This is a genomic window from Paraburkholderia sp. J8-2 (assembly GCF_905220195.1).
Taxonomy (GTDB): Bacteria; Pseudomonadota; Gammaproteobacteria; order Burkholderiales; family Burkholderiaceae; genus Paraburkholderia.
Genome location: NZ_CAJMZA010000002.1, coordinates 408,893 through 428,140, shown reverse-complemented (window position 1 = coordinate 428,140; position 19,248 = coordinate 408,893). Strand labels below are relative to the sequence as shown.

At 65.5% G+C, this 19,248-nt stretch carries 19 protein-coding genes; 13 read left to right on the top strand and 6 right to left on the bottom strand.

Annotation, left to right across the window (positions count from 1 at the left end):
• Nucleotides 1–3: 3 nt before the first annotated feature.
• The gene (locus U5A52_RS07200; protein ID WP_415765071.1) at nt 4–489 is read right to left on the bottom strand and encodes a TlpA family protein disulfide reductase; all 486 of its coding nucleotides are present in this window, start codon (nt 487–489) and stop codon (nt 4–6) included.
• A gap of 197 nt (nt 490–686) precedes the next feature.
• On the opposite strand from U5A52_RS07200, the gene U5A52_RS07195 reads away from it, so the two are divergent.
• A complete protein-coding gene (locus tag U5A52_RS07195) occupies nt 687–1,283 on the top strand; it encodes a hypothetical protein (RefSeq protein WP_321934363.1) in 597 nt (198 codons plus the stop codon).
• Between the two features lie 421 nt (nt 1,284–1,704).
• On the opposite strand, the gene U5A52_RS07190 is transcribed toward U5A52_RS07195, so the two are convergent.
• Together U5A52_RS07190 and U5A52_RS07185 are read right to left on the bottom strand one after the other, a co-directional pair.
• Nucleotides 1,705–3,354, bottom strand: a complete 1,650-nt coding sequence (locus U5A52_RS07190; protein WP_321934362.1) for a YifB family Mg chelatase-like AAA ATPase — start codon at nt 3,352–3,354, stop codon at nt 1,705–1,707.
• A gap of 192 nt (nt 3,355–3,546) precedes the next feature.
• Nucleotides 3,547–3,804, bottom strand: a complete 258-nt coding sequence (locus U5A52_RS07185; RefSeq protein ID WP_028201802.1) for an accessory factor UbiK family protein — start codon at nt 3,802–3,804, stop codon at nt 3,547–3,549.
• Nucleotides 3,805–4,333: 529 nt separating this feature from the next.
• On the opposite strand from U5A52_RS07185, the gene U5A52_RS07180 reads away from it, so the two are divergent.
• The 7 genes from U5A52_RS07180 to ptsP all read left to right on the top strand — a co-directional run bounded on the left by U5A52_RS07180 (nt 4,334) and on the right by ptsP (nt 12,294).
• Nucleotides 4,334–4,672, top strand: coding sequence for a P-II family nitrogen regulator (locus tag U5A52_RS07180; protein ID WP_028201804.1), 339 nt, complete (start codon nt 4,334–4,336; stop codon nt 4,670–4,672).
• 52 nt (nt 4,673–4,724) lie between these two features.
• The gene (locus tag U5A52_RS07175; protein WP_321907586.1) at nt 4,725–6,221 is read left to right on the top strand and encodes an ammonium transporter; all 1,497 of its coding nucleotides are present in this window, start codon (nt 4,725–4,727) and stop codon (nt 6,219–6,221) included.
• 393 nt (nt 6,222–6,614) lie between these two features.
• Complete coding sequence (gene gshA / locus U5A52_RS07170) at nt 6,615–7,904, top strand: glutamate--cysteine ligase (protein WP_321907588.1); 1,290 nt, start codon at nt 6,615–6,617, stop codon at nt 7,902–7,904.
• 101 nt (nt 7,905–8,005) lie between these two features.
• Entirely contained in the window at nt 8,006–8,959 is a 954-nt protein-coding gene (gene gshB, locus U5A52_RS07165) for a glutathione synthase (RefSeq protein WP_321907589.1), read from the top strand.
• 431 nt (nt 8,960–9,390) lie between these two features.
• Nucleotides 9,391–9,987, top strand: a complete 597-nt coding sequence (locus tag U5A52_RS07160) for a PTS sugar transporter subunit IIA (protein WP_321907591.1) — start codon at nt 9,391–9,393, stop codon at nt 9,985–9,987.
• Between the two features lie 85 nt (nt 9,988–10,072).
• On the top strand, nt 10,073–10,342 hold the full coding sequence (locus tag U5A52_RS07155; protein ID WP_028201809.1) for an HPr family phosphocarrier protein: 270 nt from the start codon (nt 10,073–10,075) through the stop codon (nt 10,340–10,342).
• A gap of 212 nt (nt 10,343–10,554) precedes the next feature.
• Entirely contained in the window at nt 10,555–12,294 is a 1,740-nt protein-coding gene (gene ptsP / locus U5A52_RS07150; protein ID WP_321934361.1) for a phosphoenolpyruvate--protein phosphotransferase, read from the top strand.
• A gap of 82 nt (nt 12,295–12,376) precedes the next feature.
• Here ptsP and U5A52_RS07145 read toward each other — a convergent pair whose 3' ends face one another.
• From U5A52_RS07145 to gpmA, 3 genes are all read right to left on the bottom strand, one after another.
• Nucleotides 12,377–13,138 (bottom strand): molybdopterin-synthase adenylyltransferase MoeB, encoded by a 762-nt coding sequence (locus U5A52_RS07145; RefSeq protein WP_321907596.1) that lies wholly within the window; start codon nt 13,136–13,138, stop codon nt 12,377–12,379.
• A gap of 177 nt (nt 13,139–13,315) precedes the next feature.
• Nucleotides 13,316–14,899, bottom strand: coding sequence for a S41 family peptidase (locus U5A52_RS07140; RefSeq protein WP_321907598.1), 1,584 nt, complete (start codon nt 14,897–14,899; stop codon nt 13,316–13,318).
• 344 nt (nt 14,900–15,243) lie between these two features.
• Nucleotides 15,244–15,993, bottom strand: a complete 750-nt coding sequence (gene gpmA, locus U5A52_RS07135; RefSeq protein ID WP_321907599.1) for a 2,3-diphosphoglycerate-dependent phosphoglycerate mutase — start codon at nt 15,991–15,993, stop codon at nt 15,244–15,246.
• Between the two features lie 211 nt (nt 15,994–16,204).
• Between gpmA and U5A52_RS07130 the strand changes: the two genes are divergently transcribed.
• The 5 genes from U5A52_RS07130 to U5A52_RS07110 all read left to right on the top strand — a co-directional run bounded on the left by U5A52_RS07130 (nt 16,205) and on the right by U5A52_RS07110 (nt 19,245).
• Nucleotides 16,205–16,630, top strand: coding sequence for a rhodanese-like domain-containing protein (locus tag U5A52_RS07130; protein WP_042270087.1), 426 nt, complete (start codon nt 16,205–16,207; stop codon nt 16,628–16,630).
• Nucleotides 16,627–16,887 carry a glutaredoxin 3 gene (grxC, locus tag U5A52_RS07125; RefSeq protein ID WP_321907600.1) on the top strand — a complete coding sequence of 87 codons (261 nt, stop codon included), beginning with the start codon at nt 16,627–16,629 and terminating at the stop codon, nt 16,885–16,887. Before U5A52_RS07130 ends, grxC begins: the two co-directional genes overlap by 4 nt.
• Nucleotides 16,888–17,127: 240 nt before the next feature.
• Nucleotides 17,128–17,592 carry a protein-export chaperone SecB gene (secB, locus tag U5A52_RS07120; RefSeq protein ID WP_133185322.1) on the top strand — a complete coding sequence of 155 codons (465 nt, stop codon included), beginning with the start codon at nt 17,128–17,130 and terminating at the stop codon, nt 17,590–17,592.
• Nucleotides 17,593–17,638: 46 nt separating this feature from the next.
• On the top strand, nt 17,639–18,637 hold the full coding sequence (locus U5A52_RS07115) for an NAD(P)H-dependent glycerol-3-phosphate dehydrogenase (protein ID WP_321907603.1): 999 nt from the start codon (nt 17,639–17,641) through the stop codon (nt 18,635–18,637).
• A gap of 74 nt (nt 18,638–18,711) precedes the next feature.
• Nucleotides 18,712–19,245 carry an O-acetyl-ADP-ribose deacetylase gene (locus U5A52_RS07110; protein WP_321934360.1) on the top strand — a complete coding sequence of 178 codons (534 nt, stop codon included), beginning with the start codon at nt 18,712–18,714 and terminating at the stop codon, nt 19,243–19,245.
• The last annotated feature ends 3 nt before the right edge of the window (nt 19,246–19,248 follow it).

The following is a 19,248-nucleotide window of genomic DNA, read 5'->3' as shown; positions in this document are numbered from 1 at the left end:
CCTTCAGGTCGCCAGCGCCTTCTGAAGCAGCTGGTCGAGCTCCGCGAACTGCGGTTCGCCCACGTAGCGCTTGAGAATCTTGCCGTCGCGGCCGATCACGAAAGTGGTGGGCGTGAGCTGGACGTTGCCGAACTGCTTCGCGGCCGAGCCGTCGTCCATTGCCACCTTGAACGGCAGCTGACGCGTTTGCGCGTAGTTGGCCACGTACATCGGCGCGTCGTAGTTCATTGCGACCGCCACGAACTCGAGCCCTTCGCCCTTGAAGCGGTTATAGGTCTGGACCATCTTCGGCATTTCCGCCATGCAGGTGGTGCAGCTCGTCGCCCAGAAGTTGACGAGATAGACCTTGCCCTTGAGGTCGTTCGTGGAGACCTTCTGGCCCGACAGAAGCGTGAAGGTGGCGTCGGGCACGCGCTGCTGGCTGCCGAAGAACGCGAAGTAGCCGGCGATGGCGATCGCGACGACGACCACCGCCGCGCCAACGCGCATGAGCACGCCGGAGCGCGATTTCGAAGAATTCGGGGATGCAGCGGTCATGAGCCTTGCCTCGTGCGCCGAAAGACGCGGGTGTTAAGCCAAAACATTGTAGCGCCGAATTTCCCGGCATAGCGGTTACGCGACAACATCCGGGTATGCGCCGGCGGATAATGTCGCGCACCTTTCACTCCCGTGACAAACCGCGCCCCATGGTCCTGGACATCCTTCGCCGTGCCCGCCTCCCGTTGAACCCGTCGCTGCGCGCTATCGTCGCTGCCCGCGCGGCGATGCTGGGCCTGCTTGCCACGGCGTTCGCGCTGGCTGCGTGCTCGCCCACCTACGACTGGCGCACGATTTCGAACGACGCGAGCGGCTACTCGATCGACCTGCCGGCCAAGCCGGACAAGGACGAGCGCCGCATCGACGTGAATGGCACGCCGATGCGCATGCGCGTTCAGACGGCCGAAGTCGCCGGCGACGTGTTCGTCATCGGCACGCTCGATCTGCCCGACGCGCAGCCCGCGACGCAGCAAAAGGCGCTCGACTTCCTGCGCGCAGGCCTCGCGCGCAACGTGGGCGCGCCGCCCGACGCGCGCGCAGTGGCGGTGCCGCTTGCAACGGGCGGCTCGATCGAAGGCGTGGAAATGCACATGGCCGGCAAGGCGGGCGCCAACGGCGAGTCGCGCACGATCCACGCGCGGCTCGTCGCGAAGGGCGCACGGGCCTATCAGGTGGCGATTGTCGGTCGCACCGAGCCGCCGGTCGAGCAGGTCGACCAATTCTTCGGATCTTTCAAGCTGTACTGAGATTCGGGACTCCGCAGCACAGCTTGTGAAGCGATGTTTGGCTCTCGCTGCGGTGGGCGTTTGGCGGTCGAAGTGAATGTTGCGCAGCAGGTAAACACGCTAATTATCGGATTTGATTGAGGGTTTACCGGTTACCCACAGGAGCTGTGGGTAACTTTGTGGAAAACAACGCCGCGTTGGCCGGAAAGGGCCGTCCTGTGGGCTTTCTGTTAGTTTTGGCCGCTTTTCTGTAAATCCAGAAAATCAGAAGAATCAAGGAGTTATCAAACCAGCCGGCGCGTAATGCGAACCATGAACAAATCCGGGGCAAACACGACGAAGTGTGCATAAGTCAAGGCTTGACTTCGATTTATTGGTGCTATTCACATTCCCGGGCGGCACAAGCTCAGCGGCTTACGCCACCGAAATTGACTGTGCCTCGCTAACGTTCCGCAAACACCCGCCGGTATTGCACGGCCTCTGCCACATGCGCGGCCTCGGGCATGGACGCGCCGGCGAGGTCCGCAATCGTGCGCGCGACCTTGAGCACCCGATAGTGCGCGCGCGCCGACCAGCCGAAGCGCTCGCCCGCTTCGCGCAGCAGCGTTTCACCTGCAGCGTCCGGCTGGCAGACCGCGTCGGTCTCGCGGCCGGTCAATTCGCGATTGGTTTTGCCCTGACGCGCCAACTGCCGCTCGCGCGCCGCCTGCACGCGAGCGGCGATCGCGGCGCTCGGTTCGGCACGCGTGCTGGCGCGAGCGGCCAGTTCGGCGGGCGGCAGCGCGGGAATCTCGATCTGGATGTCGATGCGGTCCAGCAGCGGTCCCGAGAGCTTGCGCAAATAGCGCGCGGCGCTTTCGGGCGTGCAGCGGCAGCGCCCTGCGGGGTCGCCGCGCCAGCCGCACGGACAGGGGTTCATCGCGGCAACGAGCTGACACGCAGCGGGAAAGTCGGTTTGCCACGCGGCGCGCGAAATGGTGATCGACCCCACTTCGAGCGGCTCGCGCAGCGTTTCGAGCACGTGGCGGTCGAATTCGGGCAACTCATCGAGGAACAGGACACCTAAATGTGCGAGCGTGATCTCGCCCGGTTGCGGCGGATTGCGCCCGCCGATCAGCGCGGCCGCGCTCGACGAGTGGTGCGGCGCGCGAAACGGCCGCTGCCGCCACTGCTGCGGTGTGAAGCCGATCGCGCTGGCCGAGAGCAGGGAGGCGGAAGCTAGCGCTTCGTCTTCGGTCATGAGGGGCAGGAGTCCGGGCAGGCGCGCGGCGAGCATCGACTTGCCAGCGCCGGGCGGCCCGACCATCAACAGATGATGTCCGCCGGCCGCGGCGACTTCGAGCGCCCGGCGCGCGCCGCGCTGGCCCACCACGTCGGCCATATCGAGGGGCGTGGCGCCGGGGGCGGCGTCGAGGGCGCTCGCACGCACGGGGGCGAGGCGCGCTTCGGGGTCGGCGCCTGCAAGGTGCGCGCAGAGCGAGCGCAGGTCGGCCGCGCCATACACCGCGACCCCCGGCACGAGCGCCGCTTCGACGGCGTTTTGTGCAGGCAGATAAAGCTCGGGCACGCCTGAGCGCTCGCGCGGCGTAGGCGCGAGAGCGAGCGTTGCTTCGTCGGTCTCAGTATCAGGAATGCGAAGGATCTCGCCCTGGCCGGGCGATGCCGCGTCGTCCACACGCGCTGCGCGCTCCCTGTGTGCGCGGGCGGTGCCGCATGCCATGGCGAACGCACCGCGCATCGGCCGCACGGCGCCCGTGAGCGAAAGCTCGCCCGCGAACTCGCGGTGCGCGAGCGCCGCAGCCGGAAGCTGCCCGCTTGCCGCGAGAATGCCGAGCGCGATTGGCAAATCGAAGCGGCCTGATTCCTTGGGCAAATCAGCCGGCGCGAGGTTGACGGTAATTCGCCTCACCGGGAAATCGAAGCCGCAGTTCGAGAGCGCGGCGCGCACGCGCTTGCGGCTTTCGCGCACTTCGAGATCGGGCAGCCCAACGATGGAAAACGACGGCAGCCCGTTGGCGAGATGGACTTCTACGGTGACTTCGGGCGCGCGGCCAGCAGCCGGCGCGCGGCTGCGCACCACGGCAAGCGACATGGGATTCTCCGGAAGGCTCGCATGCTGGCGTGGCGCGCGCGTTGTACTGACAAACTTCGCGCGCCATGCATGCGCCAGGCTGGTGAGGCGTATGCCCCTTTACGGTTCCATTGCGTTTCACGTACGAATCGCTTGCGGCGGTGCGGCAAGGGTGCTGCACTCAATTGCGCACAGGAATGCGCAACGAAATGATCAGGAGGACTGGCTAGTCACCGGCAGCTTTTGTTCGAGTTCGGCCACGCGGCGCTCGAGTTCTTCGAGGCGTTGGCGCGTGCGCACGAGCACCTGCGTTTGCGCGTCGAATTCCTCGCGCGTGACGAGGTCCAGCTTCGAAAAGCCTTGCGACAACATTGCGCGCACATTGCGCTCGACATCGCGCGCCGGCGAGTTCTTCAGCAGATCGCTCACGCGGGACTGCAGATCATTGAATACGTCGTTTGGTTGCTTCATTCGATTCCCCTTCGCTGCACAAAAAATGTGCAAGTTTTGTTTCGCCTGTGCCCCGCGACGAACCGTGATCGATCTTGGTGCGAACTCGCAGGGCCACGGCCACGTGTGCGCGCAACTGGTGCGCACCGCAGGCCAGTGTGCTTCGCGCGGCGGCTCAGCGGGCCAATTCCAGCCGCTATGCGGCTCCCAGCGCGGCAGCGATGCCTGAGAACACTGTAGCAACGTTCCCCCCGCCACGCCACCGCGCGCGCCTCACGCTGGCCGTTCGGCCAGGGCCTTGCGCGCCGCGCCCCTCAAGGCGCGGACCGGCATTGTCCACGGCTTTGGGCGCGCTTGCATCGAAGTCCATCAGATCGGCGTTGCAGACCGGGTGCAGCATATTGGCACGGGTGTTGCTACTACTGCCCCGCGCACCGAACGACGGTTGGCTCACGGTGCGCCAGCGGGGCGGTTACGCATCATGCGCCGCTCGCAAGGCGCCCGTTGCAGAAGCAAACAAAGGTATGAAGCAAACCACAGCGAGGACTACATGAAACTGATTACAGCAATCATCAAGCCCTTCAAGCTCGATGAGGCGCGCGAAGCCCTCTCGGCAATCGGCGTGTCGGGGATCACGGTGACGGAGGTGAAAGGCTTTGGTCGCCAGAAGGGGCACACCGAGCTGTACCGCGGCGCGGAGTATGTCGTGGACTTTCTGCCGAAGGTGAAGATTGAAGCCGCCGTGGCCGACGACATCGTCGAGCAGGCCATCGAGGCGGTCGAACGCGCGGCCCGCACGGGCAAGATCGGCGACGGCAAGATTTTCGTCACGCCGATCGAACAAGTGATCCGCATCCGCACCGGCGAGACCGGCGCCGACGCACTGTAAAGCCCGCAGTAAGGCCTAAAGAGACCGAGACAAGAGGAAAGAGGAAACCGAGATGCGCAAACTTTTGATGTCCCTGATGATGGCTGGCTCGCTGCTGGCCGGCGGCGTCGGCGCCGCGCTTGCGGACGACGCATCCGCGCCCGCCGCGGCTTCCGCACCGGCGGCCGCCGCTTCGGCGCCTGACGCAACGGCCGCCGCACCGGCTTCGGCGCCTGCCGCCGACGCCGCTTCGGCACCGGCAGCCGCCGCCAGCGCCCCGGCAGACGCATCGGCTGCAGCCGCAGCCGCCGCGCCCGCCGCACCGACCGCGCCGTTCTCGGTCGATTCGTCGAAGATCAATTCGGGCGACACCGCCTGGATGCTGACTTCCACCGCGCTCGTGCTGTTCATGACGATCCCGGGCCTCGCGCTGTTCTACGGCGGCATGGTCCGCAAGAAGAACGTGCTTGCCACGCTCATGCAAAGCTTCGCGATCACCTGTGTGGTCACGGTGATCTGGACGGTGGTGGGCTACTCCATCGCGTTCACGCCGGGCGGCTCGTTCATCGGCGGCTTCTCGCGCATCTTCCTTGAGGGTATGAACTACATCAAGGGCGACAAGGCGACGACGCTCACCGTGAGCCACCTCGCGCCGACCATCCCCGAGACCGTGTACTTCGTCTATCAGATGACGTTCGCGATCATCACGCCGGCGCTGATCACCGGTGCGTTTGCCGATCGCATGAAGTTCTCGGCGATGCTCGTGTTCATGTCGCTGTGGTCGATCATCGTCTACTCGCCGATCGCGCACATGGTCTGGGAACCGACCGGCTGGCTCGCCAGCGCCGGCATCCTCGACTTCGCAGGCGGCACGGTCGTGCACATCAACGCCGGTATCGCGGGTCTGGTGTGCTGCCTCGTGCTCGGCAAGCGGGTTGGCTACGGCCGCGAAGTGATGGCTCCGCACAACCTCACGCTCACGCTGATGGGTGCGGCCATGCTGTGGGTGGGCTGGTTCGGCTTCAACGCGGGTTCGGCAGTCGCGGCTGACGGCCGTGCCGGCTTCGCGATGCTCACGACGCAAATCGCTACCGCCTGCGCAGCACTCGGCTGGATGTTTGCGGAGTGGATCGCCAAGGGCAAGCCTTCGGTGCTCGGCATCGCTTCGGGCGCAGTGGCAGGTCTCGTGGCAGTTACGCCGGCATCGGGCTTCGTCGGTGTGCTCGGCGCGATCGTGATCGGTGTGGTGGCGGGCGTGGTCTGCTTCTGGTCGGCTACGTGGCTCAAGGGCAAGCTCGGCTACGACGATTCGCTCGACGCATTCGGCGTGCACGGCATCGGCGGCATCATCGGCGCGATTCTGACCGGCGTGTTCGCGGTGAAGGACATCGGCGGCGCGGATGGCAGCATCGTCCTGCAGATCAAGGGCGTGCTCACGACCCTCATCTACAGCGGCGTGGTGAGCTTCATCCTGCTGAAGGTGATCGACATGGTCATGGGCCTGCGCGTTTCGGAAGAAGACGAGCGCGAAGGTCTGGATGTGGTTCTGCATGGCGAGCGCGTGGAATAAACGCGCCGTTCTCGACGGTTTGATCTAGCAGGGCAGCAAGCAGCGACCTGGGCCCGCCTTTTTGGCGGGCCCTTTTCTTTTTTGGGGGCCGTGCTGGGGCCGGAGTGGGTCCGTGCGCCGGTCGATGCGCAAGGGAATAAGCGTCCCGCCCGCGCGTTCGCATAGTGCCCCTTCAATCCGTGTGCCCAATTGCGCCGGGCGGCGCGGGCGGTCCAGAATGGATATCCGGCGTGAATATCCGCACGGGCGGAACCGGCAATTGCCCCTACTGCACTGAAGGGATTTCATGACGGAATTCATGAGGGCAAATCCGTCTTGCAACTGGCGCAATCGTCCCCAGATAACCGACCGGTTTCCCTACAATCAAAGCATTTTGTCTGCGAGTCACCCCTTATGGTCCCGCATCTGGTTACGGCGTTGAATGGCCCGCTCCTCGAGCTGGAGCAGCGCATCCTCGACGCGACGCCGGCCATCGAGCGCTGGTTCCGCCTCGAATGGCAGGAGCACACGCCGCCGTTCTACGCTTCGGTCGACCTGCGCAACGCCGGTTTCAAGCTCGCGCCCGTCGACACCAACCTGTTTCCCGGCGCCTTCCACTGCTTGCCGCAGGAAGTGCTGCCGCTCGCCGTGCAGGCGGCCATGGCCGCCATCGAAAAGATCTGCCCGGACGCCAAGAACCTGCTCGTGATTCCGGAGATGCACACGCGCAACGCGTTCTACCTGGAGAACGTCGCACGCCTCGCCACGATCATGCGCCAGGCGGGCCTGAACGTGCGCTTCGGCACGCTCGACGACACCATCGCCGGGCCGGTGACGATTTCGCTCGCGGACGGCCAGAAGATTGTGCTCGAACCGCTCGAGCGTTCGCAGCGGCGCCTCGGTCTGAAGAACTTCGACCCGTGCTCGATCCTGCTGAATAACGATCTTTCCGGCGGCATTCCGCCCGTGCTCGAAAACCTGCACGAGCAGTACGTGCTGCCGCCGCTGCACGCGGGCTGGGCGGTGCGCCGCAAGTCCACGCACTTCTCGTGCTACGACGACGTGGCGAAGAAGTTCGCGAAGATGGTGGGCGTGGACCCGTGGATGATCAATCCGTACTTCGCGCACGTGGAAGGCGTGGACTTCGAGGCGCGCACGGGTGAGGAGCAGCTCGCCACCGCCATCGACGCCGTGCTCAAGAAGATCGCGAAGAAGTATCGCGAGTACGGCATCACCGAAAAGCCCTATGTCGTCATCAAGTCCGACGCCGGCACGGACGGCCGCGGCGTGATGACGGTGCACGACGCCTCGGAGGTCGCCGCACTCACGAAGCGCGAACGTGCGAAGATGTCGGCCACGAAGGACGGGCTCGAAGTGCGCGACGTGATCGTGCAGGAAGGCGTCTACACGTTCGAGCATATCGGCGACGAAGTGGCCGAGCCGGTCGTGTACATGATCGACCGCTACGTGGTGGGCGGCTTCTACCGCGCGCACGGCAGCCGCGAGCGCGACCAGAACCTGAACGCGCCGGGCATGCACTTCGTGCCGCTCGGCTTCGAGCACACGGCGCTGCCCGACACGCGCGCGAAAGCGGGCGCGGCGCCGCCGAACCGCTTCTACATGTACGGCGTGGTGGCGCGGCTCGGTTTGCTGGCGGCGTCGGTCGAGCTGGAGAAGACCGACCCCGAGGCGATCCAGGTCTGACCGGCACCTACACCTCGTCCGTCATTATTCGGACAATTCAACGCAGCGCCCGCCCCGTGCGGGCGTTGCCGTCATGACACCAGGGACAACGCAGGGACGATATGGACATTCTCTTCATCGCCGATCCGCTCGAACGGTTCAAGATCTACAAGGACTCGACCTACGCGATGATGGCCGAGGCCGCGAAGCGCGGCCACACGCTTTTCGCGTGCGAGCCGCAGCACCTCGCATGGGTGAACGGCCAGGTCGAAGCCGATGTGCGGCGCTTCGAGATCGTCGGCGATACGGCGGACCTGCATCGTGAAACGTGGTTCAAGGACTCACCCGATGCGCGCGCGCTCACGGGCTTCGACGCCGTGATCATGCGCAAGGACCCGCCGTTCGACATGGAGTACGTGACGTCCACGTGGCTGCTGGAGATTGCCGAGCGCGCAGGCGCGAAGATCTTCAACAAGCCGCAGTCGATTCGCGATCACTCGGAAAAGCTCGCCATCGGCGAGTTTCCGCAGTTCGTCGCGCCCACGCTCGTCACGCGCAGCGCGGCGCGCCTGCGCAAGTTCCACGAAGAGCATCAGGACGTGATCCTGAAGCCGCTCGACGGCATGGGCGGCATGGGCGTGTTCCGCGTGAAGGCGGACGGCATGAACCTCGGCTCGATCATCGAGATGCTGAGCCATGACGGCGCGCGCAGCGTGATGGCGCAGAAGTTCATCCCCGAGATCAAGGCCGGCGACAAGCGCATTCTGCTGATCGGCGGCGAGCCGGTGCCGTACTCGCTCGCGCGCATTCCTCAGGGCAATGAGGTGCGCGGCAATCTGGCGGCGGGCGGACTGGGCGTCGCGCAGCCGCTCACGGCGCGCGATCTGGAGATCGCGAAAGCGCTCGGCCCGACGCTCGCGGCTCGCGGCCTGCTGCTCGTGGGGCTCGATGCCATCGGCGACTGGCTCACCGAGGTCAACGTCACGAGCCCGACGTGTTTCCGCGAAATCATGGAGCAGACGGGCTTCGACGTGGCCGCCATGTTTATCGACGCGCTGGAGCGTGCGGCGGCCTGAGCTGGGTTTGGCCCCGAAACGTTGGCCGGGGCGCATTTGAAGGCCGCACCTGGAATGCGCACTTGAAAGCCGCATGTATGGCGGCATCTGCCGGCTGTGGGCGTCTTGCAGGGCGGGCGCTCCATCAAGACCTTGGCTGGCGGGCAGTTTCGGACCACGAAAGGTCGCGTACTTGCCTGGCGTTTGTGAATCGCGCGCGACACCTGTCGCCGCTGTGAGCAAAACCGCCTCGCGTGCGCGAAAATGACCCTGCTACAATGCCGCGAGCCCGCGTTCCGGGCTGGCGAGCCTGCGTCGTAAAGCGATCTGGCTGCCGCGCGGCGCGTGTTCCGACCCTGCGAGCCCACGGCTGGCCGCAGGCTCGGCGCTGCAGGACGCGATTGACGAAACGTCCCGGCATCAACTGAGCCGTTTTTTGCAGTCAAGCTGACATGGCAGGGATTCTGATCATTGCGCACGCACCGCTCGCCACCGCGCTACGCGAGTGCATCGCGCATATCTATGGCGGTTGTCCGGCGCGTATCGGCGCGCTCGACGTGCTCCCCGACAGCGACCCGGCTGAAGTGGTCGCCAAAGCCAATTCGGAGATCGAGCGCTTGCGCGAGGATAACGGCGCGCTCGTGTTGACCGACATGTTCGGCGCTACGCCTTCGAACATCGCGGCGCGTCTTGCCACGGTGCCCGAGGTGCGCGTGCTGGCCGGCGTGAATCTGCCGATGCTGGTGCGCGCCGTGTGTTACCGCGCGACGCCGCTCGACACGCTCGTCGAAAAGGCGCTCGCCGGCGCGAGCAAGGGCGTCCAGACGATCGGGCCGACCATGCCGCCCGTTGCGGCCGCGGCGAGCGAATGCGGCTGCCCGCCCGCGCCCTGCGCCGAAGGCGCTGCCGACGCGACCAAGCTCGCCGCAACTCAGCCCCCCAATCAGGCCGCAGGCCAGGGCGCAAGCCAACCGGCCGCGGCAACGCTAGGCGCGGCTTGTACAGGCGGCGTCGCGGCGGGCGTATTGAGGCCGGCAGGCGCCGCCTGAAGCGGCGTCGCGGCACCAAAAGCCAACAACAAGGCACACCGAAAGACCCCAGTCACACTTCCACACACTGCGTCCGGATCGACCTATGCTGCAACAAGAAACGACCATCGTGAATAAACTCGGCCTGCACGCGCGGGCGTCGGCGAAGCTGACGCAGCTCGCAGGCAACTATCAGGCGGAAATCTGGATGAGCCGCAACGGCCGCCGCATCAACGCCAAGAGCATCATGGGGGTCATGATGCTGGCGGCAGGTATCGGCAGCACGGTGATGATCGAAACCGAAGGCCCCGACGAGGCCGACGCCATGAGCGCGCTGCTCAAGCTGATCGCCGACAAGTTTGGTGAAGGTCAGTAAGACGCGCACGGTCGTTGCGCCTTGCTTGAAACGCCGCGGTTTGCCGCGGCGTTTTCATTGGTGCGCCGGGCACTGCAGCACAACGCCGCAGTAAGGCGCGAACAGGTATGCATGGCCACATTTGGCCGCGCCGGAATTTATAATCATCGCCGGGGTCTGAGAGAGCGCATTGCAGCGGTTTGCCGCAGCATCAAATAACAGAGGAGGTGCGCGTGCCGTTCACGCTGCATGGAATTCCCGTATCACGCGGTATTGCCATCGGGCGAGCGTATCTGATCGCCCCGGCTGCGCTCGACGTCGACCACTACCTCATCGAGCCCGCGCAGATCGAAGACGAAATCGTGCGCTTTCGCGCCGCGCTTCAGGCCGTGGAACTGGAGCTCGACACGCTGCGCGCCGACCTCGCCGCCGACGCCCCTTCCGAAATGGGCGCGTTCATCGGCGTGCACCTCATGATCCTGAACGACGTGATGCTCGTGCAGGAGACCATCGACCTCATCCGCACGCGCCGCTTCAATGTGGAGTGGGCGCTTACCGAACAGCTCGAACGCCTCTCGCGCCACTTCGACGACGTGGAGGACGAGTACCTGCGCGAGCGCAAGGCCGATATCGAACAGGTCGTGGAGCGCGTGCTGAAGTCGCTCGCGGGCGCCATGCCCTCGTCGCTGCACGGCGGCTGCGACGAGATGATCGTCGTCGCGCACGACATCGCGCCTGCCGACATGCTGCAGTTCAAGGGGCAAACCTTCCAGGGCTTCGTGACCGATCTCGGCGGGCGCACCTCGCATACGGCCATTGTCGCGCGCAGTCTGGGCATTCCGGCGGCCGTCGGTATGCAGCAGGCGAGCGCGCTGATCCGTCAGGACGATCTCATCATCGTCGATGGCGATCATGGCGTCGTGATCGTCGATCCCGCACCCATCGTGCTGGAGGAGTACACCTACCGGCAAAGTGAGATGGCGCTCGAGCGGCGCAAGCTCCAGCGCCTGAAGTTCTCGCCCACGCAAACGCTGTGCGGCGCGAAGATCCAGCTCTACGCGAACATCGAGCTGCCCGACGACGCGCAGGCCGCGCTCGACTCCGGCGCGACGGGCGTGGGTCTCTTTCGCACCGAGTTCCTGTTCATGAATCACAAGGACCACTTGCCGGAGGAGGACGAGCAGTTCGCGGCCTACCGCCGCGCGGTGGAGCTCATGAACGGGCTGCCCGTGACGATCCGTACGATCGACGTGGGTGCGGACAAGCCGCTCGACGCCATGAGCGGCAGCGACGGCTTTGAGACGGCGGCGAACCCCGCGCTCGGCCTGCGTGCGATTCGCTGGAGCCTTTCCGAGCCGCAGATGTTCCTCACGCAGTTGCGTGCGATCCTGCGCGCCTCGGCGTTCGGTTCGGTCAAGATCCTGATTCCGATGCTCGCGCACGCGCAGCAGATCGATCAGACGCTCGACCTGATCCGCGAGGCGAAGCGCCAGCTCGACGACGCCGGTTTCGCCTACGACCCCAACATCCAGATCGGCGCGATGATCGAGATCCCGGCGGCGGCGCTCGCGCTGCCGATGTTCCTGCGCCGTCTCGACTTCCTCTCGATCGGCACCAACGACCTGATCCAGTACGCGCTCGCCATCGACCGGGCCGACAACGCGGTGGCCGAGCTGTACGATCCGCTGCATCCGGCCGTGCTGCAGCTGATCGCCCATACGCTGCGCGAGGCGAAGCGCGCAGGGGTGCCGGTTTCGGTGTGCGGGGAAATGGCGGGTGACCCGGCGTTTACGCGCTTGCTGCTCGGCATGGGGCTCACCGAGTTTTCGATGCATCCGAGCCAGTTGCTCGTGGTGAAGCAGGAGATCCTGCGCTCGCAGCTCAAGGCGCTGGAAAAGCCGGTGTCGGAAGTGCTGGCCGCTTACGAGCCCGAGGAGTTGCAGGCGGCGCTGCAGCGTGTGGCGCAAGCCTGAACGTCTCTATGCGCACACACGCGCAAATGCAAAAAAGCCCCGGCAGGTCCGGGGCTTTTTTGTGTCCAGATTCTTGAGCGCATCACGCGTGCCGGTGCCGCTCGCCGCACACCGGGCAATCGGGCTGGCGCGCCACGCGCATCGTGTTCCACTCCATGCGCAGCGAGTCGAGCATCATGAGCCGCCCGACGAGCGGCGCGCCGATGCCGCCAATCACGCGCAGCGCCTCGGCCGCCTGCATCGCGCCGATGATGCCCACGGTGGGCGCGAACACACCCATCGTCGAGCACGCCACTTCCTCGAAGGGTTGATCTTCGGGGAACACGCAGGCGTAGCACGGCGAGGCCTCGTCGCGGAAGTCGAACGTGCTGATCTGCCCGTCGAAACGCAGTGCCGCGCCCGAGACGAGCGGCACGCCGTGCTTCACACACGCGCGGTTGATCGCGTGGCGCGTGGCGAAGTTGTCGGTGCAGTCGAGCACGACAGTCGCGCCCGGCACGTGTGCATCGAGCCACGCGTCGTCGATGCGCGTTTGCAGCGCGTTCACCTTCACCTCGGGATTCAGGCGCGCGATGGCGTCGCGGCCCGACTCGACCTTCGCGCGGCCCACCGACGCCGTCTCGTGCATGATCTGCCGCTGCAGGTTGGTGAGGTCGACCGTGTCGTTGTCGACGAGCGTGAGCGTGCCGACGCCCGAGGCCGCGAGATACATGGCCGCCGGCGAGCCGAGGCCGCCCGCGCCCACGACGATGGCATGTGCGTTCAGAAAGCGCTGCTGCGCCTCGATGCCGATCTCGTCGACGAGGATATGGCGGGAGTAGCGAAGGAGTTGGTCGTCGTTCATCGCGATGCGCTTGCTCGATGGCGCTGCGATGGACCTCGAGAGCCCGAATGGCTCTGAATGGGGAAGCGCGCGCCGGGGAAATTCCGTGCCGTTATTGTAACGACGCCAGCGGCTGGAGGAGGGGCGGCCTCGCGACCGGCGCACAAGACGCGCGGGTCGCGAGGCGGGTACGGCGTGTTACTTGGCCGGCGCCGGAGCGGAGGCCGGCGCGGCAGCGGAGCCCGGAGCCGGCGCCATGATGAGGGCGCCCGGCTTCACCGCGATCGGCGCGGAAGCCGAGGTCGGCGGCTTCTGCTGCGCGAGGCGGCGCTCCATCGGCGACTTCGACTCGGCCACAGGCTTGCCCTGGAGCTTGTTCAGCGCCTGCTGGAGCATGAAGTCGTCGGTGGAACCGAACTCGACCGGCTTGCGCTCGCGATCCTTCTGGCGCTGCTCCGGCGTCTTCTTGTCGTTCTGCTCTTCGAGCTGGCGCAGCATGTCCATGCGCTCCTGCTCGCGCACTTCCTGCTCCTTCTTCTCGTCCGGGTCCTGCGTGTTGGCGAGGTGGTTCTGGTAGTCCACTTCGCGCGTGACGAGTGCGTCGTCCGGATCGCCGTCGGAGTACTGGTCGACCGCGATGTCAGGACGGATGCCCTTGTTCTGGATCGAGCGGCCGCTCGGCGTGTAGTAGTACGCCGTGGTCAGGCGCAGCGCCGTGTCGGCCGTCATCGGGCGCACGGTCTGCACCGAACCCTTGCCGAACGTCGTCTTGCCGACGATGAGGGCACGCTTGGAGTCCTGCAGCGCGCCCGCCACGATTTCGGAAGCCGACGCCGAGTAGGCGTTGGTCAGCACGATCATCGGCACCGTCTTGAACTCGGCCGCCTCGCCCTTGAGCGGGTCGCCGTCGAACGACGGCAGACGGTAGTTCTCGTAGGTGTCGCGGTAGACCTGCTTCGAGTCCGGAATCTGGCCGTTCGTCGAAACGACGACCGAATCCGGCGGCAGGAACGCGCCCGCCACGCCCACGGCGCTTTGCAGCAGGCCGCCGCCGTTGTTGCGCAGGTCGAGGATGATGCCCTTGAGGTTAGGCTCCTGGCGCGCGATGTCCTGCAGCTTCTGGGCGAGGTCGGGGACCGTGCGCTCCTGGAAGCTCGTGATGCGGATATACGCGTAGCCCGGCGCCACGATCTTCGACTTCACGCTCTGCACCTTGATGATGGCGCGCGTGATGGTGAGCGGGAAGGTGCGGTCGTCGGTCTTGCGGAAGATCGTGAGCGTGACCTTGGTGCCCGGGTCGCCGCGCATCTGCTTGACCGCCTGGTCGAGCGTCATGCCGCGCACCGGCTTGTCGTTGATGCGCGTGATGAGGTCGCCCGGACGAATGCCGGCGCGGTACGCGGGCGTGTCTTCGATGGGGGAGATGACCTTGATCAGGCCGTCTTCCGACGAGATTTCGATGCCGAGACCCGCGAAGCGACCCTTGGTCTGCTCCTGCAGCTCCTGATAGTCGGTCTTGTCGAGATACGACGAGTGCGGGTCGAGGCTCGACACCATGCCCTTGATGGCGGCGGTGAGAAGCTTCTTGTCGTCGACCGGGGTGACGTACTCATGCTTGATTTGACCGAACACTTCGGCGAAGAGCCGCAGCTGGTCGAGCGGCAGCGGTTCGACGACCGTCTGCTGGGTTTGCTGCGCCTCGGCGGAAATCTGCAGGGTGGCAAATACGCCGGTCGCGAGGCCAGCGGCGATCAGGCCGATATTTTTCAGGTTCTTTCGCATAGAGTATGTTGCGTGCGGTCGAAAAGGCGCGTGGCAGCGTCTATTGGAAAAGCGACGGACAAGTATAACTGCACACCCGCCGTGGCTGTGTATAAGGCGCGTACGATGGGACTAAGACAGTGCGGCCGGCACCTGGTTCGCAAACCGTGTGCCGTCAATCCAGTGCTGGCGCGGTGCTGGCAGGGCGCTGGCAATCTTGCCAGCCAGGACCCGAAAAGCGGAAAAGGGGAATGTGCAACGAGTTGCGGAGGCCGCCGGTCCGTCGGGCCGGCGGCTGCCTGAACGTACCAGGCACGTGAACGAGGCACGGCCGGGACGCGGCCGATAAAGGAAAACGCGGACCCTTAGCCGGCCTTCTTGCCCTGGTTCGCGACAGCGGCCTGCGCCTTCGCGATGGCTTCGGCGTCGCCCAGATAGTAGTGCGTGATGGGCTTGAGGTTCTCGTCCAGCTCATAGACGAGCGGCACGCCGTTCGGGATGTTCAGCCCGACGATGTCGTCATCCGAGATGTTGTCGAGGTACTTCACGAGCGCGCGGATCGAGTTGCCGTGCGCGGCGATCACCACCTTCTTGCCTGCCTTGATGGCCGGTGCGATCGACTCGTTCCAGATCGGCAGCACGCGCGCGACCGTGTCCTTCAGGCACTCGGTGAGCGGCAGTTCCTCGCGCGGCACCCTGGCGTAGCGCGGATCGTTGTACGCCGTGCGCGAGTCGGTCGGCTCGAGCGCGGGCGGCGGCGTGTCGTAGCTGCGGCGCCAGACCAGCACCTGCTCGTCGCCGAATTTTTCGGCCGTTTCGGCCTTGTTCAGGCCCGAAAGCGCGCCGTAGTGACGCTCGTTCAGGCGCCACGAGTGGACCACGGGCAGGTACATCTGGTCCATCTGGTCCTGCACGTGCCAGAGCGTGCGGATCGCGCGCTTGAGCACCGAGGTGTAGGCGATGTCGAACGTGTAGCCGGACTCCTTGAGTAGCTGGCCTGCCTGCTGCGCTTCGCGGTTGCCCTGCTCGGTGAGGTCGACGTCCACCCAGCCGGTGAAGCGGTTTTCCTTGTTCCACGTCGATTCGCCGTGGCGGATGAGTACGAGTTTGTACATGAGGATGCCGGTCGGTAGTGAAGGAAGCGGTAATCGGGGACGGGAGGCGCAACGCCGCGGCTACACCATGGCGGCCGTCCAGTCCGGCGGGCTGCACGCCCGGGCTGGGGGGCGGTAACCCTGCGACAAACGGTTATTTTATAATGAGCGGATTGCCCGAACCCGATTTCGCACGATTTCTCTGACTTTCCCTTTTTCCGGCGGACCCTCCGTGACGTTCTTCACCAATTACATCAACCTTGTACTCATCGCGATCGTCCTCATCTCAGGAGGGTTGCTCCTGTGGCCGACGCTCAAGCGCGGCGGCCGCGGCGGCGTTTCGACCGCCGAGGCGACGCAGCTCATCAACCGCCGCAATGCCGTGGTGGTCGACCTGCGTCCCGCGGGTGAATTCGCGAAGGGCCATCTTCCGTCGGCGCGCCAGGTTGAATTTGGCGAACTCGAGACGAAGATCGGCCAGCTCGTGAAGAACAAGAGCAACCCGGTGTTGCTGGTCTGCCAGACGGGCCAGCAGTCGCACAAGGCGCTGCGCCTCGTGAAGGACGCCGGTTTTGCCGAGGTCCACGTGCTGGACGGCGGCGTGAACGCCTGGCAGCAGGCCGGAATGCCGGTCGTGAAACAAGGAGGTTCGAAGTGAGCAAAGTGGTCATGTACAGCACCCAGGTGTGCCCGTATTGCCAGATGGCCGAGCGTCTTTTAAAGTCGCGCGGCGTCGAACACATCGAGAAAGTGCTGATCGACCGGGACCCGGCGCGGCGCGAAGAGATGATGACGCGCACCGGCCGGCGTACTGTGCCTCAGGTTTTCATCGGCGAGACGCACGTGGGCGGTTACGATGACCTCTCCGCGCTCGACCGTGCGGGCGGCTTGACGCCGCTGCTCGAAACCGTCTGAGGTTAGAGGCGCTGAGCCCAGGCTGATTCATAGCCTGATTAGCAGCCACGATCGCCGTGGGACCTCGTCCGCGGGCGGGCTGCGCAGCGTGGCGTAGCGACGCAGGGTTTCGGCCCGCGCGAGCCAGCGAGGCTTGCGCGGGCCTGTTGCCGTTCATTGCCGTAGTGCGGCGCATTTTCGGGACTTCGAGATGTCGCGATAATGCCGCCGTGATCCATTCAATCAGGGAAGCCATACACCATGTCTGACGAGAACAACCAGCCGTTCTTCAATATCCAGCGCATCTACCTCAAGGACATGTCGCTCGAGCAGCCGAATTCGCCGGCCATCTTCCTTGAGCAGGACATGCCTTCGGTCGAAGTGGAAGTCGACGTCAAGGCCGAGCGCCTCGCCGATACGGTGTTCGAGATCATCGTCACCGGCACCGTCACGGCCAAGGTCAAGGACAAGGTTGCGTTCCTGATCGAAGCCAAGCAAGCCGGCATTTTCGACATCCGCAACATCCCGGCCGAACAGGTCGATCCGCTCGTCGGCATCGCCTGCCCGACCATCCTGTTCCCGTACCTGCGCTCGAACATCGCCGACGCGATCACGCGTGCAGGCTTCCCGCCGATCCACCTGGCCGAGATCAACTTCCAGGCGCTCTACGAGCAACGCCTGCAGCAACTCGCCCAGCAAGACGGCGCAAGCAGCGCGACGCACTAAAGCGCGCGTTGATCGTTTCCACGAACTACCGGTGCGGAGTATCGGAATGAACATCGCCGTTCTCGGCGCCGGAGCGTGGGGCACCGCGCTGGCAGGGCACCTCGCCCAGGCGCATCACACGCTGTTGTGGGCGCGCGATGGCGCGCTCGTCGACACCTTGCGCAAGACGCATGAAAACGCCCGCTATCTGGCGGGCGTTGCGCTGCCCAAGTCTCTCGAATACGAAACCGATCTCGCTGCCGCGCTCGACCATGCTTCGGGCGAGGCAGATCTCGTCGTGCTCGCCACGCCCGTGGCGGGCCTGCGCGGCATGCTCTGCACGCTGCGCGACATGGGCCGCGTGCCCGCGCACTTCGTCTGGCTCTGCAAGGGCTTCGAAGCTGAGTCGCAACTGATGCCGCATCAGGTCGTGGCCGCCGAACTGCCCGGCCACGCGAGCAACGGCGTGCTGTCGGGGCCGAGCTTCGCGCGCGAAGTGGGCGAGGGCCTGCCCGTCGCGTTGACGGTGGCAAGCACCTCCGCCGACTGCCGCGAGCGCACGCTCGCCGCGTTCCATCACCGCGCCATGCGCATCTATACCGGCGACGACGTGGTCGGCGTCGAGGTGGGCGGCGCGGTCAAGAACGTACTCGCGATCGCGACCGGCATCGCCGATGGCTTGGGCCTCGGCCTGAATGCACGCGCCGCGCTCATCACGCGCGGCCTCGCGGAGATGACGCGCCTTGGCGTCACGCTCGGCGGGCGTGCGGAAACCTTCACGGGGCTCACCGGCCTCGGCGACCTCATTCTCACGGCCACGGGCGACCTTTCGCGCAACCGCACCGTGGGCAAGCAACTCGCGAGCGGCCGCACGCTCGACGACATCCTCGGCGCACTCGGCCATGTGGCCGAAGGCGTGCGCTGTGCGCAGGCCGTGCTGGCACTCGCGCGCGCGCATGGCATCGAGATGCCGATTACCCAGGCGGTATGCGCCGTGCTGTTCGACGGTGTCACGCCGCGCGACGCCGTGAGCGCGCTGCTGAGGCGCGACGCGAAGGCGGAGTAGGGCGTTTCGGTCCTGCTGCGCTTTGCGTGAACTACGCGCGTATTGCGTGGGACCCGAGCGCAAAGGAGGACTGTATGCTGACCATCGGAAAGTGCCGCATCGAGGCGCAGGCCGTCGACATCACCACGTTGAAGGTCGATGCGATCGTCAACGCCGCGAACGGATCGCTGCTCGGTGGCGGCGGCGTGGATGGCGCGATTCATCGCGCCGCCGGGCCGGACCTGCTGCGCGAGTGCGAGACGCTGAACGGCTGCCCGACCGGCGACGCCAAAATCACTGGCGGCTATCGCCTTCCCGCGAAACACGTGATCCACACCGTGGGCCCCGTCTGGTATGGCGGCGGCCGTGATGAAGCGCATCTGCTGGCTTCGTGTTACCGGCGCTCGCTCGACTGCGCACGCGAGGCGGGCGTGACGAGCATCGCGTTTCCGGCAATCAGTTGCGGCATCTACCGTTTTCCCGCCGACGAGGCGGTGAAGATTGCAGTCGCGACTGTGATCGACGCATTACCCAATTCGCCCGCGCTCGAGCATGTGATCTTCGCGTGCTTCGACAACACGATGCTCGCGCGCTACGAGGATGAACTCGCGGCGCGGGGCAACGCGTAGCAT

What these genes read in the sequence shown, in the direction of transcription:
- U5A52_RS07200 (WP_415765071.1), bottom strand. Translation starts at nt 489, where the DNA reads ATGCGCGTTGGCGCGGCGGTGGTCGTCGTCGCGATCGCCATCGCCGGC.
- U5A52_RS07195 (WP_321934363.1), top strand. Translation starts at nt 687, where the DNA reads ATGGTCCTGGACATCCTTCGCCGTGCCCGCCTCCCGTTGAACCCGTCG.
- U5A52_RS07190 (WP_321934362.1), bottom strand. Translation starts at nt 3,354, where the DNA reads ATGTCGCTTGCCGTGGTGCGCAGCCGCGCGCCGGCTGCTGGCCGCGCG.
- U5A52_RS07185 (WP_028201802.1), bottom strand. Translation starts at nt 3,804, where the DNA reads ATGAAGCAACCAAACGACGTATTCAATGATCTGCAGTCCCGCGTGAGC.
- U5A52_RS07180 (WP_028201804.1), top strand. Translation starts at nt 4,334, where the DNA reads ATGAAACTGATTACAGCAATCATCAAGCCCTTCAAGCTCGATGAGGCG.
- U5A52_RS07175 (WP_321907586.1), top strand. Translation starts at nt 4,725, where the DNA reads ATGCGCAAACTTTTGATGTCCCTGATGATGGCTGGCTCGCTGCTGGCC.
- gshA (WP_321907588.1), top strand. Translation starts at nt 6,615, where the DNA reads ATGGTCCCGCATCTGGTTACGGCGTTGAATGGCCCGCTCCTCGAGCTG.
- gshB (WP_321907589.1), top strand. Translation starts at nt 8,006, where the DNA reads ATGGACATTCTCTTCATCGCCGATCCGCTCGAACGGTTCAAGATCTAC.
- U5A52_RS07160 (WP_321907591.1), top strand. Translation starts at nt 9,391, where the DNA reads ATGGCAGGGATTCTGATCATTGCGCACGCACCGCTCGCCACCGCGCTA.
- U5A52_RS07155 (WP_028201809.1), top strand. Translation starts at nt 10,073, where the DNA reads ATGCTGCAACAAGAAACGACCATCGTGAATAAACTCGGCCTGCACGCG.
- U5A52_RS07145 (WP_321907596.1), bottom strand. Translation starts at nt 13,138, where the DNA reads ATGAACGACGACCAACTCCTTCGCTACTCCCGCCATATCCTCGTCGAC.
- U5A52_RS07140 (WP_321907598.1), bottom strand. Translation starts at nt 14,899, where the DNA reads ATGCGAAAGAACCTGAAAAATATCGGCCTGATCGCCGCTGGCCTCGCG.
- gpmA (WP_321907599.1), bottom strand. Translation starts at nt 15,993, where the DNA reads ATGTACAAACTCGTACTCATCCGCCACGGCGAATCGACGTGGAACAAG.
- secB (WP_133185322.1), top strand. Translation starts at nt 17,128, where the DNA reads ATGTCTGACGAGAACAACCAGCCGTTCTTCAATATCCAGCGCATCTAC.
- U5A52_RS07115 (WP_321907603.1), top strand. Translation starts at nt 17,639, where the DNA reads ATGAACATCGCCGTTCTCGGCGCCGGAGCGTGGGGCACCGCGCTGGCA.
- U5A52_RS07110 (WP_321934360.1), top strand. Translation starts at nt 18,712, where the DNA reads ATGCTGACCATCGGAAAGTGCCGCATCGAGGCGCAGGCCGTCGACATC.